Origin of the sequence: Pseudomonas sp. Q1, assembly GCF_009935975.1 — a bacterium.
GTDB classification, from domain to species: Bacteria; Pseudomonadota; Gammaproteobacteria; order Pseudomonadales; family Pseudomonadaceae; genus Aquipseudomonas; species Aquipseudomonas palleroniana.
In genome coordinates, this window is the sequence record NZ_QODI01000012.1 from 82,993 (window position 1) to 96,704 (window position 13,712).

The 13,712-nt window shown below is 61.0% G+C and carries 10 protein-coding genes and 3 pseudogenes; 5 read left to right on the forward strand and 8 right to left on the reverse strand.

What is annotated here, in order from left to right:
- Positions 1–211 precede the first annotated feature (211 nt).
- Together DK870_RS19565 and DK870_RS19570 are read right to left on the reverse strand one after the other, a co-directional pair.
- Positions 212–1,545 (reverse strand): annotated as a pseudogene (locus DK870_RS19565) (LLM class flavin-dependent oxidoreductase).
- Positions 1,546–1,559: 14 nt separating this feature from the next.
- A complete protein-coding gene (locus tag DK870_RS19570; protein ID WP_104993412.1) occupies positions 1,560–2,534 on the reverse strand; it encodes an ABC transporter substrate-binding protein in 975 nt (324 codons plus the stop codon).
- A gap of 282 nt (positions 2,535–2,816) precedes the next feature.
- Here DK870_RS19570 and DK870_RS19575 point away from each other — a divergent pair, with 282 nt between their 5' ends.
- The gene (locus DK870_RS19575; protein WP_060755304.1) at positions 2,817–3,200 is read left to right on the forward strand and encodes a cytochrome c; all 384 of its coding nucleotides are present in this window, start codon (positions 2,817–2,819) and stop codon (positions 3,198–3,200) included.
- A gap of 8 nt (positions 3,201–3,208) precedes the next feature.
- Here DK870_RS19575 and DK870_RS19580 read toward each other — a convergent pair whose 3' ends face one another.
- Both DK870_RS19580 and DK870_RS19585 read right to left on the reverse strand, forming a co-directional pair.
- Entirely contained in the window at positions 3,209–4,792 is a 1,584-nt protein-coding gene (locus tag DK870_RS19580) for a rhodanese-related sulfurtransferase (protein WP_161549449.1), read from the reverse strand.
- The gene (locus tag DK870_RS19585) at positions 4,789–5,400 is read right to left on the reverse strand and encodes a cysteine dioxygenase (protein WP_060755302.1); all 612 of its coding nucleotides are present in this window, start codon (positions 5,398–5,400) and stop codon (positions 4,789–4,791) included. Before DK870_RS19585 ends, DK870_RS19580 begins: the two co-directional genes overlap by 4 nt.
- Before the next feature lie 217 nt (positions 5,401–5,617).
- On the opposite strand from DK870_RS19585, the gene DK870_RS19590 reads away from it, so the two are divergent.
- Positions 5,618–6,523, forward strand: coding sequence for a LysR family transcriptional regulator (locus DK870_RS19590; protein ID WP_060755301.1), 906 nt, complete (start codon positions 5,618–5,620; stop codon positions 6,521–6,523).
- Positions 6,524–6,628: 105 nt separating this feature from the next.
- A complete protein-coding gene (locus DK870_RS19595; RefSeq protein ID WP_104993415.1) occupies positions 6,629–7,423 on the forward strand; it encodes a class II aldolase/adducin family protein in 795 nt (264 codons plus the stop codon).
- A gap of 120 nt (positions 7,424–7,543) precedes the next feature.
- Here the strand turns inward: DK870_RS19595 and DK870_RS19600 are convergent.
- Both DK870_RS19600 and DK870_RS19605 read right to left on the reverse strand, forming a co-directional pair.
- Positions 7,544–8,619: pseudogene (locus DK870_RS19600) on the reverse strand (LLM class flavin-dependent oxidoreductase).
- A 174-nt stretch (positions 8,620–8,793) separates the two neighbouring features.
- A pseudogene (locus tag DK870_RS19605) lies at positions 8,794–9,649 on the reverse strand (helix-turn-helix transcriptional regulator).
- 122 nt (positions 9,650–9,771) lie between these two features.
- Here DK870_RS19605 and DK870_RS19610 point away from each other — a divergent pair.
- Together DK870_RS19610 and glsB are read left to right on the forward strand one after the other, a co-directional pair.
- Positions 9,772–10,182 carry a hypothetical protein gene (locus tag DK870_RS19610; RefSeq protein WP_104993417.1) on the forward strand — a complete coding sequence of 137 codons (411 nt, stop codon included), beginning with the start codon at positions 9,772–9,774 and terminating at the stop codon, positions 10,180–10,182.
- A 110-nt stretch (positions 10,183–10,292) separates the two neighbouring features.
- On the forward strand, positions 10,293–11,201 hold the full coding sequence (glsB, locus tag DK870_RS19615; protein ID WP_090371624.1) for a glutaminase B: 909 nt from the start codon (positions 10,293–10,295) through the stop codon (positions 11,199–11,201).
- A gap of 300 nt (positions 11,202–11,501) precedes the next feature.
- Here the strand turns inward: glsB and DK870_RS19620 are convergent, their stop codons facing one another.
- Both DK870_RS19620 and DK870_RS19625 read right to left on the reverse strand, forming a co-directional pair.
- Complete coding sequence (locus DK870_RS19620) at positions 11,502–12,002, reverse strand: signal peptidase II (RefSeq protein WP_104993418.1); 501 nt, start codon at positions 12,000–12,002, stop codon at positions 11,502–11,504.
- Between the two features lie 463 nt (positions 12,003–12,465).
- Positions 12,466–13,710, reverse strand: a complete 1,245-nt coding sequence (locus DK870_RS19625) for a saccharopine dehydrogenase family protein (RefSeq protein WP_161549450.1) — start codon at positions 13,708–13,710, stop codon at positions 12,466–12,468.
- Positions 13,711–13,712 lie beyond the last annotated feature (2 nt).

Consider the following 13,712-nt stretch of genomic DNA (forward strand, 5'->3'; position numbering starts at 1 on the left):
CTTGAAATGGTTGTAGTGAGCGGGCAAGCCCTAATGCCAGTCAGTTAAGGATTAACGCGGTCACTGTGGGAGGGGGCTTGCTCCCGATGGACTGCGTAGCAGGCCAATTTTTGAGGCCGCTGCGCGGCCTATCGGGAGCAAGCCCCCTCCCACAATTTATTCATCGCCCGCTTTATCGCTTAACTGACTGGCATTAGGGCAAGCCCGCTCACTACGAGGCTTCGGTGTAGCGGTTGGTTGGTACTTGCAGGCCCAGGTTGTCGCGCAACGTATGGCCGCTGTACTCGGTGCGGAACAACCCGCGCTGTTGCAGCACCGGCACCACCCATTCGGTGAAGGATTGCAAGCCGTCCGGCAGGAGCGAATTGATGATGAAACCGTCGCTGGCACCGGCCTCGAACCAGGTCTGGATCGCATCGGCAACTTGCTCCGGAGTGCCGACGAAATCACGCTTGGGCCGTGAGAAGCGCAGCGCCACTTCGCGCAGGGTCAGGCCCTCGTCCCTGGCCCATTGCTTGATGCGGTCGGAGCCGCCTTTCTGGCTGTTGGAACCCAGGTCGCCGAGTTCCGGGAAGGCGGCGTCCAGCGGGTATTGGCTGAAATCGTGGTCGTTGAACGGGCGGCCGAGGGCGACGATGGCGTCTTCTACGGAGACCAGATCGACAGCCTGCTGATAGCGGCTTTCCACCTCGGCGGCATCGCGCCCGATGATCGGGCGGATGCCCGGCAGAATCGCCAGGCTGTCGGCATCGCGGCCAAAGCCTTCGGCGCGCCGCTTCAGATCCTGGGTATAGGCCAGGCCATCCTCGAGGCTCTCCACATGCACAAAAATCGCATCGGCATGCTGTGCGGCGAAGTTACGCCCGTCTTCCGAGGTGCCCGCCTGGAAAATCACCGGCTGGCCCTGGTTCGAGCGGGCGATGTTCAGCGGGCCTTTGACCGAGAAAAACTCGCCTTTATGGTTCAGCGCATGCAGCTTGCCTGGGGTGAAAAACTCGCCGCTGTGCTTGTCATAGACAAAGGCGTCATCTTCCCAGGAGTCCCACAGGCCCTTGACCACGTTGAGGTGTTCCTTGGCGATGCGGTAGCGCACGGCATGCGGCGGATGCTCGGCTTTGCCGAAGTTGTCGGCGGTGCCGCTGAGCCACGAGGTGACGACGTTCCAGCCGGCACGGCCGCCGCTGATATGGTCCAGGGAGGCAAACTGGCGCGCCACCTGGAAGGGCTCGGTGTAGCTGACGGTCACCGTCGCCACCAAACCGATATGGGTGGTCTGTGCCGCCAGTGCCGAGAGGAGGGTCAGCGGCTCGAAACGGTTGAGGTAATGCGGGCTGGATTTGCATGAATGTGCAGGCTGTCGGCGATAAATACAAAGTCGAACCTGGCACGTTCGGCCAGCGCGGTCTGCTGCTGGTAGAAGCCGAAATTCGTACTCGCATTGGGTTGCGCCTGCGGGTGGCGCCATTCGCCCCAGCCGTGGCCGACACCATGGACCATGGCGCCCAGTTTCAAATGGCGTGGCTTGAATTGACGTGGCTTGCTCATGTGCGGCTCCTGGCTCATCGCGAGGCTTGGGAAGTGGGGAAACGGGTGGCGTTGAAGCTCCTGTCGAACCCCTGGGATACGTCGATGCGTCGGGGGAGCAGGCCCTCTTTCTGATAGGTATCGGCCGTGGCTTGCAGGCCACTGATCACCGAGTCGTCGATGGCGACCGGGCTCAGGTGCGTGTCTTTGGCCACTTCCACATGCACGGCCAACGGCAGGCCGGTGATTTTGGCCTGGGCGGCGGCGTATGCATCAGGGTGTGCGTTGGCCCAGGCATAGGCGCGGTCGACGCGAGCGACAAAGTCGTCCAACTGCACACGCTTGTCGGCGATCGCCTGGCTGGTCGCCGCGAAGTACAGGTGATTGCTCAGCAACCGATTGCCGCTGACCAGCACGCGGGCCTGGCTTTGCGAGGTGACCACGGTGGTGTAGGGATCCCAGGTGGCCCAGGCGTCGACCGTACCGTTATCCAGCACCAGGCGGGACTCACTGGGCAGCAGGAAAATGAACTGCACATCCTGGGTGGTCAGGCCGGCACCGGCCAGGGCCTTGATCGCCAGGTAATGGCCGATGGAGCCGCGCCCGGTGACGATCTTCTTGCCCTTGAGGTCGGCCACCGTCTTGATCGGCGAGTCTTTGGGCACCAGCAGGGCGGTGGTGTTACGCCCTTCGGCGTGGATGATGCTGACCACCTTGAGCGACGCACCGGCCCCCAGGGCGAACACATACGGCGCATCGCCGAGCGCACCGACATCCACGGCACCGGCATTCAGCGCTTCACCCAAAGGCGAGGCGGAGGGGAACTCCGACCATTGGATGGCGTAGGGCACATTGCGAGTTTCGCCGGAGGCTTCCAGGAGCGCCTTGATCGTGGATTTCTGGTTGGCAACACGCAGGGGTTGCAGGTCGGCGGCGGCGACTATGCCAGCCAGCCCCAGGGTCAAGGCGGTGCCCAGCAGCAGGCGTTTGAAGACGAGGGTCAAGACCATGGGATGCAGGCTCCAGGCAGATCAGAATAAGGGTTCGGCTACCTCCGCCTGGAGAAGGGGTCGGTGAGGAGTTAACGTTATTCCCATAAAAACCTGCTGTGAAGTTCTTTTTGGTTATATGTTAATTATTAAAAAAAGTGATTATTTTAGTTTGTAAATATTCTTAAAGTGCATTTATTGTCGGCACGCTTGGCGTGTGATGGAGGGAGGTGAGCCTTGCATGCGAGGATGCTCCGAAGCAGAATCCGCAGCTTTCCAAGGACTCGCACAACAAGGATATCCATGCCGTTGAACACGCTATTCATCGCTTCGCTGGGGCTTTTAGCGCTGGCGCAAACATCACTCGCCTGCGCGGAGAACGCCAATGGCAAGAACCTCTATTTCCAGAGGTGCGCCATGTGCCATGGCGCCGATATCAAGGGAACGGGGCCGCTGGCCAATAAAAGCACGCCGCCCACGCCCGATCTCACCACCCGCGCTTTCAAGAAGCGCCTCAGTGATTACCCGGGCGTTATCGTCGCGTCGGTCATCCTTCGCCCCAATGGCGACCTGATTCCCAGGACTTTGCGAGAGAACGGCGTCAAGATTGCGCCGTTCGCTTGGGGGGTTAAGGACTTTCGCGACTTGAATCAGTACATGACGGATGTGATTTCGAAAGCCCAGTGAGGGTGGGCTCAGATCACATAGAACCCATGGGTGCCGTCACGCGCCAATTGCGCCACCAGGCCGAACTCCCAATCCAGGTACGCCTGCATGGCTTCCTTGGGGTTGTCGGTGCCCTCATACGGTCGGCGATAGCGGTCGATACGCGGTGAGGCCAGGTGGGTTTCGCCTTCTTCCAGCGGCAGTTGCGCATTGATCCAGCCAGCGGTGCCGTCTTGCAGCAGGAACACTTGCTTGCCGGTGATGGCCTCGACTTCAGCCACTGCCAGGCGCGCCAATTGGCTGCTGCCACAGGTCAATACGTAGCGTTGGGCACTGGGCACCTTGGCCAGGGCCTGGGGCAATTGTGCGCGCAGCACCCACCAGGCTCCCGGAATATGGCGTTTGACGTAGTTGGCGCTGGCGGTGAAATCCAGTACCACGGTATCGCCCTGGTCCAACCAGTCGGCGAGGGTGTGAGGGCTGATCAATTCGGCCTGGGGCGGCGCAGGTACGGGGGCGACCCACGCACCTTGTTCGCTGAGGTTCGCAGCTTGCACATCATCCAGTACATGCACCTCCCAGCCCATTTGAGCGAGCCAGGATGCAGACATATTGGCGCGCACGCCATCGTCATCCACCAGTACCAAACGCGCCCCGCGGACGCTGGCGACATGGTCGGTTTCCTGCACCAACTGGCCACCCGGCGTGGAGCGTGCGCCCGGTAGATGGCCGGCTTCGAATTCTTCCGGGGTACGTACATCGAACAGGTAAGTGGTGCGCGCGGGTTGCTGCTGCCAGCGGTGCAGGTCTGCCAAGGTGGCGCGGCCGACGCGAGCCTTGTCGGCGACGCGGCGTGCCGCCTGGGCGGCTGCCTGGCGATGCTCTTCGCTGGTCGGCGCAAAGCGGCGTGACTGCCCATGGGCAAGCTTCTGCCCGGCCAGGGTCCAGCCGATGGTGCCATTACGCAGGGCCGAGACCGGGTTGGCCACGCCGGCATTGATCAGCGACTGGGTGCCGATAATGCTGCGGGTGCGCCCGGCACAGTTGACGATGATGCGGGTGGCGGGATCGGGGGCCAACTCGCGGGCGCGCAGTACCAGTTCGGCACCCGGTACGCTGATACCGGTGGGGATGCTCATGGTCTGGTATTCATCGAAGCGGCGTGCGTCGAGCACCACCACATCGGCCTGGCTGTCGAGCAGGGCCTGCACGTCTTCGGCGGCTAGCGACGGCGTATGGCGTTCGCTTTCCACCAGTTCTCCAAAGGCTTTGCTGGGCACGTTCACGTCGATAAACAACTCGCCACCGGCCCGGCGCCAACCGTCGAGGCCGCCGTCGAGCAGGCTGACCTGGGTGTAGCCCAGCGCAACCAGGCGCTCGGCGGCGCGGGCGGCCAGGCCTTCGCCATTGTCATAGACGGTGACCGGGGTATCGCGCCGTGGAATACGCGAATACACCTCCAGCTCCAGTTTGGACAACGGGATATTCGCGGCGAACAACGGGTGGGCTTGGGCAAACGGCGCTTCTTCACGCACGTCGATCAGGGCGACTTCTTCACGGTCCGATAGGGCCTGGCGAATCCGGGCGAAGCTTGCAGTCGATACGGTGCTCATAGGGCAGGGCTCTTTTCTTTGGACAAATCCCAGATGTTCGGGAGGAAGGCGTTGGAGTAACCGGAGATAAACAGTTTCTCGCTGCCGTCGGGCTGGTACACCGCGCGGCGCACGGCACCGATGTTGGCGCCGTACACGTGAATGCTGATCGACACCTGGTCGCGGTAGGCGTTGCTGACCTGATGAATATCGCCGACCTTGGGCGACACCGCCTCGACCTGGCCTGGCACCAATTGAATCGGCTTGCCTGCGGGCTTCAGGCTGCCATCGGCGGCGCGTTCGAACCCCTGGGAATACTCAGCGCCGCGCAACATACCGATCAACCCCCACACCCGATGGTCATGAATCGGTGTACTTTGCCCCGGCCCCCATACAAAGCTGACGATGCTGAAGCGCTGGCGCGAATCGGCATGCAGCAAAAACTGCTGATAGCGCTCGGGGTCGGGTTGCGCGAAGTCATCGGGGAGCCAGTCATCATGGCTGACCAGTGATGCCAGAAGTTTGCCACCCCGGTGCAGCAAGTCGCCTTCGCGAGGGTGGCCGTCGATCAATTCCGCCAGGGCGCCTATGAAGGCTCTGAGTCTCTCGGGGTGCTTGGCCTGGGTCATGACAACTCCATCCTGTGGTCGCTGGTGATGTTTTTATATAAGCATAATATCTGAGCTTAATATGCTATTTATTAATGATTAGCTTATAGCTGAAGGTAATTTAGAACTGGTCTGAATAGCGTTAGACGTTATTGATTACAGCCTGGGCTATCCAGGCAACGCGCCTACAACTATGCTTTCCAAACATCTTAATGACGCTTCTCTATGTGCGGCCCAAATGAAAATTGACGATATCGATGCCTTTGTCGAAGTGATTCGTTGCCAGTCCATCAGCCACGCCGCCGAGTCGTTGCAACTGACCCAGCCGGCCATCACCCGCCGCGTGCAGAACTTTGAGCAGGCGCTGGGCGTGGAGCTGTTCGACCGCAACACCAAGCCACTCAAGCCTACGCTGATCGGCACCCGGGTTTATGAACAATGCCGGTTGATCCTGCGCGAGATGGATGCCCTGCGCGAACTGGTGGCCACCGACGCACCGCCCACCGGCGTATTGCGCCTGGGCGTGCCGCAGACCCTTGGCGACGTGGTGTTGCTGGACGCGCTCAAGCAGTTGCGCAGCGACTACCCCGACCTGCGGGCCCAGGTCGCCACCGGCTGGGGTAGCCAGTTGGTCGGTAAGATCGAGCGCGGCGAACTGGATGCCGCGGCCGCGTTGTTTCCGGCGGGCAAGATCTTCCCTGACAACATCGTCGGCGAGTCCATCGGCAAGATGGAGTTGGTGGTGGTGTGCGCCAAGGCCCAACTGCCGAAAAAGCCGGGCAAGTTGGCGGATGTGTACCAGAGCGGCTGGATTCTCAACCCTGATGGCTGTGGTTTTCGCGCCGGTTTGCAGCGCACCTTGTCCGACCAGGGCCTGGCGTTGCGGGTGAACCTGGAAACCTTCGGCACCGAGCTGCAACTGGGCCTGGTGGCGGATGGCCTGGGCTTGGGCCTGGTGCCGCGTCCCTTGTTGGAGCGCAGCGCTCACCGCGAGCAATTGGCGGTGATGCCACTCAAGGATTTCAAGCCGGTGATGGATCTGTGGCTGATCTATCCGCACTTCCTGGGCAACTTGCAGGGGCCGGTGGATGCGTTCGGCAAGTGGGTGGCGGCCTCGCTGCAGAAAATTCGAGCAGCGGCCTGATATGAAAAATAATAATAATTAGCTTAGATTAAAATGTGCTTTTTATTATTTTTCGGCATCCCCTAGGCTGCCTGGACGTCCTTAAGGCCATCCAGGAAGTTTGCCATGAGCAGCGTCACCTCTATCTCCAGCGTGTCCAACACGGTTCGTCAACGCGTGACTCCAGAAGAGTGGGAGGTACGCGTCAAGTTGGCTGCGGCCTATCGACTGGCGGCGCTGTACAAGTGGACCGACCACATCTACACGCATTTCTCCGCCCGCGTGCCGGGGCCGGATGAGCATTTCCTGATCAATGCCTTCGGTTTGCTGTTCGATGAAATCAGCGCGTCCAACCTGGTCAAGGTCGACCTCGACGGCACCCTTGTCGACGACCCGACGGGGCTGGGCATCAACTACGCCGGCTACGTGATCCATAGCGCGATCCACGGCGCACGGCCGGATTTGCAGGCGGTGTTGCACACTCACACCCGCGACGGCATTGCGGTGTCGGCGCAAAAGAATGGCTTGCTGCCGATTTCCCAGCATTCCATCGCGTTCTCCGGGCGCGTGGCGTACCACGGATATGAAGGCGTGGCGCTGGACCTGGACGAGCGCGAGCGGCTGGTGGCGGACCTGGGCGACAAGAGTGTGATGATCTTGCGTAATCACGGGCTGCTGACGGCTGGCGTGAGTGTCGAGCATGCGTTCCAGCAACTGCAAAGCTTGGAGCGTGCGTGCAATATCCAGATCGCGGCGCAGGCGGCGGGGAATGAGGAACTGATATTTCCGCCCGCAGAGGTGGTGGCCAAGGTGGAGGAACAGGCCAAGGTGTTCAGCAACGGTGAAGGCCCGGGCGTGGCGAGGCATTGGAACGCGTTGATCCGGCAGTTGGAACGCAGCGATACCGACTACAAGAACTAATCTTTAAGCTAAGTGATAACAAAATGTGGGAGGGGGCTTGCTCCCGATGGTGGTGTATCAGTCATACATCGGCTGACTGATACAGCACCATCGGGAGCCAGCCCCTCCGGGCTTTATGTCTTACGCGACTTGCTGCGTTCGTTGCGCGACCAACTGACGGGTGAGGGGGATCAAGCGCTTGCCGTAGTCAATCGCGTCATTGAGCGGATCAAACCCACGGATCAGGAACGTGGTAATGCCCAGATCGTAGTAATCCAGCAAGGCTTCGGCGACCTGTTCAGGCGTGCCCACCAACGCTGTCGAGTTGCCCTGCGCGCCGAGCAAGCCGGCGATCCCGGTCCACAAGCGCTTGTCCAGTCGTGCCCCTTGTGCGGCCGCCGCCAGCAACCGACGGGAGCCTTCATTCGGGGGGCGCGGCGTACAAAGCCAGTCTGCTCGGCCAGCGCCGTGGCCTGCTGCAAGATGCTTTCGGCACGTGCCCAGGCGGCCTCTTCGGTTTCGGCGAGGATCGGCCGCAGCGACAGACTGAAGCGAATCGTGCGGCCGTGCCTGGCCGCTTCCGCACGCACCTGGGCCACGGTTTCGCGCACCTGCTCGTAGGTTTCACCCCAGAGCGCATACACGTCGGCATGTTTGCCCGCCACCGCGATCGCCGCCGCAGAGGAGCCGCCAAAGTACAACGGAATATGCGGCTGCTGCGGCGACTTCACCGAGGAGTGTGCGCCTTCGACCTGATAGTAGGTGCCGGCGAAATCGAAGGGTGTTTCGCTCGTCCATTCCTGGCGCACCACACTCAGGTATTCGTCGGTGCGCGCGTAGCGCTCATCTTTGCCGATATGGCTGCCGTCGGCACGCAGTTCGCGGTCGTCGCCGCCGGTGATGATATGCACGGCGGTGCGTCCGCCGTTGAATACATCCAGGGTGGCGAACTGGCGAGCGGCCAGTGTGGGTTGGGCAAAGCCCGGGCGATGGGCGATGAGGAACTGCAGCTTTCGAGTGACGCCGGCGGCATGTGAGGCAATCAGCGTGCTGTCCGGGCTGTTGGAATGGAAGGCCACCAGGGCGCGGTCGAAACCTGCCTCCTCGTGGGCGCGGGCCACGGTTTCGACATACTCGGGTTGCAGCACCGGGCCGCTGCGCGGGTGGATTTCTGAGGCGTGATGGCCGCCGATATAGCCGATGAATTCGATGCTCATGGTCACTCCTTGTTGGGTTGGGGTTCAACACCTCCACCGGGCAAGGGGTCGGTTATCCGGGTCAAAAGTAGGGCGGGGAGCGCGCCTTGTAAAATGCCGATTGGTTCTAACCTAATCATTAAAAAGTAGAATTACTCTTTATTGTATTTATCAGTAATTTGCATTTTATCGGTGTCAGGCAGGCGCATCCGCCAGCGCAATGCTCGGCTGGTCGGCATTGCCGCTGGCCCCCATGCGGTCGGCCAGGTAACGCGCCGGCGGTTTGCCCACGGCCTTGCGGAACATGGTGATAAAGCCACTGGCGTTTTCATAACCCAGGTCTAGCGCCACCGTTTGCACGCTGTCGCCCTTGGCCAGGCGTTGCAGGGACAGAATCACGTGCAACTGCCGGCGCCAGCGACCAAAACTCAAACCCAGTTCCTCCAGCAACAACCGCGTCATGCTGCGCTCGCATCATGCCGATGCGGATGGCCCATTGGCCGAGGCTGGATTTGTCGGCGGGATCAGCCAGCAGGCTGTCGGCCAGGCGGCGCAGCCTCACGTCCTGGGGCATGGGCAGGTGCAGGTCTTCGATGGGCGCTTCGGCCAGTTCGTCGAGCAATGTATTGATCAGGCGCCCCTGGGCACCGTCGACGTCGTACAGCGGCGGGAAACTCACCGCCTTGCTGATCAGCTCGTGCAACAGCCGCGACACCGCCAGGGTGCAGCACTGCTCAGGCAAGGCATGGGCGGCGTCGGGGTCGATCAACAGGCAATAGATCTGCGCTTCACCCGACCCGCGTGCCGCATGGAAGGTGCCGCCGGGAATCCACAGGGCGCACTGCGGCGGCACGATCCAGATACCCGCTTCGATCTCGCAGTGGATGACCCCGCGCAAGGTGTACATCAACTGGCCTTTGCGGTGGGCATGCTGCTGATGTTCCCAGGTGACCGAGGTGCTGCTGGCGCCCACTCCCACCACGGCGCGAGGGAAAATGTCGGCGTCCCTGGACATCGAAGGGTCGTGCATATCAAGGCGGTGGTGTCTCATGGCGGGCTTGGCACATTGGCTGAATTGCGAAATAGTTTGGCTATTCTGTGCAATGCCGTCCAGTGCCTGGCGCTCTATGATGAGAGTCACTCTCATTAAGGTGAGTTTTAAGGAGCAATGCCATGCGACTCGACAGTTCAACATTTCCCATCGTCAAAATCGTTTTCGATGCCCCCAACGATGGCGGGCCGGAGGATGCCTTCCTGGTTTTCGAAGGCCTGCTCGCCCGCCGGCAACCGTTCCTGCTGCTGCACGAAAAAGCCGTGGACGAGAACAACTATGCGCACTCCCACGAAGAGCGCAAGCTTGCGTCCCTCTGGATGAAGAAGAACAAGCCGGCGCTGCAGGCGTTCGTCAGAGGCATGATCCAGGTGGAACCCAGCGCGGCCAAGCGCCTGGCGCTCAAGCCGTTTACCGTGACATTCGGCAAGGCCTGGGGTTACCCGTTGCTGGTGGTGGAATCCAGGGACCGGGCCTGGGCGCTGGCGCGGGATGTGCTGGATGAAGAGGTGTCGGATGTGGCGCATTTTTGAGGGCATGCCGGCTGGCCTGTGGCGTGGGGGTAGCTCCCTTGCCACAGGCATTTCAGGTATTCTCCGCGCCCCGCTTATCACCGATTCCAAGAAAGATGACAGGACAAGACATGCAGGCGCTGCTGGAGTCGATTCTCGACGAAGTACGCCCCCTGATCGGCCTCGGCAAAGTCGCCGACTACATTCCCGCGTTGGCCGACGTGCCCGCCAACCAACTCGGCATTGCGGTATACGGCAACGACGGCTCGGCCTACTGCGCCGGTGATGCCCACACCCTGTTCTCGGTACAGAGCATTTCCAAGGTCTTCAGCCTGGTACAAGCCATCGATCACGGCGGTGAAACCATCTGGGAACGCCTGGGCCATGAGCCTTCCGGGCAACCGTTCAACTCGCTGGTACAGCTGGAATTCGAACGCGGCCGCCCACGCAACCCCTTTATCAATGCGGGTGCGCTGGTGATCTGCGACATCAACCAATCGCGGTTTGCCGTGCCGATTCTGTCGATGCGGGACTTTGTACGACGCCTGTCGGGCAACCCGCAGATCCTGGTCAACAGCATCGTCGCCGACTCCGAAGCCCAACACGGCGCCCGCAACGCGGCTATGGCCTACCTGATGAAATCCTTCGGCAACTTCCACAACGACGTGGACGCCGTGCTGCACAGTTACTTCAACTATTGCGCGCTGCAGATGAGCTGCCTGGATTTGGCCAAGGCATTCAGCTTCCTGGCCAACGAAGGTACCAGTGCCCACAGCGGCGAGCAGATCCTGACCGCACGCCAGACCAAGCAGGTCAACTCGATCATGGCCACCAGCGGGCTGTATGACGAGGCGGGTAACTTTGCTTATCGCGTGGGTTTGCCGGGCAAGAGCGGGGTGGGTGGCGGGATCGTCGCCGTCGTGCCGGGGCAGTTTACGGTGTGCGTATGGTCGCCGGAGTTGAATGCAGCGGGGAATTCGCTGGCGGGGATGAAGGCGCTGGAGTTGTTGAGTGAGCGGATTGGATGGTCGGTGTTTTGAGTCGCTGAGCTCGTTCCCACGCTCCGCGTGGGAACGCATCCCGTGACGCTCCGCGTCACCATTGCGCGTGATTCGAACCTCGCACTAACCGACGGGACGCGGAGCGTCCCAGGCGGCATTCCCACGCAGAGCGTGGGAACGATCATGTCGGTGTCGAGCTCGTTCCCACGCTCCGCGTGGGAACGCATCCCGTGACGCTCCGCGTCACCATTGCGCGTGATTCAAGCCTCGTACTAACCGACGGGACGCGGAGCGTCCCAGGCGGCATTCCCACGCAGAGCGTGGGAACGAGCTGTTACCTCAGGCCTTACGTTTTACAAACAGATCCACCATCAAGAACAGCGCCCCGGCGGTAATCGCAATATCTGCGATATTGAACACCCCGGTATGCGTCGGCCCCACGTTCAACACCATGTAGTCAACGACATGACCGTCGCGAAAGACACGGTCGATCAAGTTGGCGATACCACCGAGGGCAATGGCATAAAGCGGCAAGACTTTACGCAGGGGTTGATTCCAGTTGGACAGCGACCACCCCATCGCCCAGGCCACCACGACGGCAACCCCCACGATAAAAACCAGTTGTTTGACCTGAGGGGGGAGGGCAGCGCCCAGGCTCAGGAATGCGCCGGGATTCAGGCTCAGCTCCAACGCAAGGTTGAACGGGGTGGAGCCGATTTTGAAACTGTTGGCTTGTAGTGAAACCAAAGCCAGAAGTTTCACCAACTGGTCCACGGCAATAAAGGTGACGCCGGCGAGGAGGGCGAAGGTGCGGCCTCGCAGTAGGGACGATGTGCTCAAGCGGTAACTTCCTGTTCCGGGTCTGTCGGGAGGGCGCCCGAAGATAGCTCAGGCGCCTGGTGCCGTCCACGCTCACGCCGCTAGGTGAGTGAGATCGTCCCCACGCTCCGCGTGGGAACGCATCCCGTGACGCTCTGCGTCACCACTGCGCGTGATTCGAACCTCGTACTAAGCGACGGGACGCAGAGCGTCCCAGGCGGCATTCCCACGCGGAGCGTGGGAACGATCATGGTAGGTGTTTTGAGTTGTTGAGCTCGTTCCCACGCTCTGCGTGGGAATGCATCCCGTGACGCTCCGCGTCACCACTGCGCGTGATTCAACCTCGCACTAACTGATGGGACGCGGAGCGTCCCAGGCGGCATTCCCACGCAGAGCGTGGGAACGATCATCTCAGCGTGATGGGGGCTCCACCCAAAAAAATGCGCCCCTGAGGGCGCATTTTTTGTTCAGTCAGCAATCGCTATCAAGCAATCGCATCCCACGCACGATCACCGTGCTCATCCTTGATTCGGGTCGGCAACCCCATCACGTCCAGCGCCTTCAGGAACGGCTCAGCCGGCAGTTCCTCGACGTTGACCATGTGCTTCACATCCCACTCGCCACGGGCAACCAGCAGCGCGGCGGCTACCGGTGGCACGCCTGCGGTGTAGGAGATGCCCTGGCTGTCCGTCTCGGCAAAGGCTTCTTCATGGCACGCCACGTTGTAGATGAACATCTCGTGGGGCTGGCCATCCTTGGTGCCTTTGACCAGGTCACCGATGCAGGTCTTGCCGGTGTAGCCCGGAGCGAGCGACGACGGGTCGGGCAGCACGGCCTTGACCACTTTCAATGGCACCACTTCCACGCCTTCGGCGGTGGTGACCGGCTTTTCCGAAAGCAGGCCGAGGTTTTTCAGTACGGTGAACACGTTGATGTAGTGCTCGCCGAAGCTCATCCAGAAACGCACATTGGGCACGTCGAGGTTTTTCGACAGCGAGTGCACTTCATCGTGGCCGGTCAGGTACAGGTTCTGCGAGCCGACGATGGGCAGGTCGTCAGTGCGCTTGACTTCGAACATGGTGTTGCTGGTCCACTGGCTGTTCTGCCAGCTCCACACCTGTCCGGTGAACTCACGGAAGTTGATTTCCGGGTCGAAATTGGTGGCGAAGTATTTGCCATGGGAGCCGGCATTGACGTCGAGAATGTCGATCGAATCAATGCGGTCAAAATGCTGTTGCTGCGCCAGCGCGGCATACGCGTTGACGACACCCGGGTCGAAGCCCACGCCAAGGATGGCCGTGATGTTCTTCTGTTTGCACTCTTCCAGGTGGTTCCATTCGTAGTTGCCGTACCACGGCGGGGTCTCGCAGACCTTGCCCGGCTCTTCGTGGATGGCGGTGTCGAGGTAGGCAACGCCCGTATCGATGCAAGCGCGCAGCACCGACATGTTGAGGAACGCGGAACCTACGTTGATGACGATCTGCGATTGGGTCTCGCGGATCAGGGCCTTGGTCGCTTCCACGTCCAGGGCGTTCAGCGCGAAGGCCTGGATGTCGGCGGGAACCTTGAGGCTACCCTTGGCCTTGACGCTGTCGATGATGGCCTGGCATTTGGAGATGTTGCGCGACGCGATAGCAATACGACCGAGTTCGTCGTTGTGCTGCGCGCACTTGTGGGCCACCACCTTGGCGACACCTCCTGCACCAATGATAAGAACGTTCTTTTTCAATT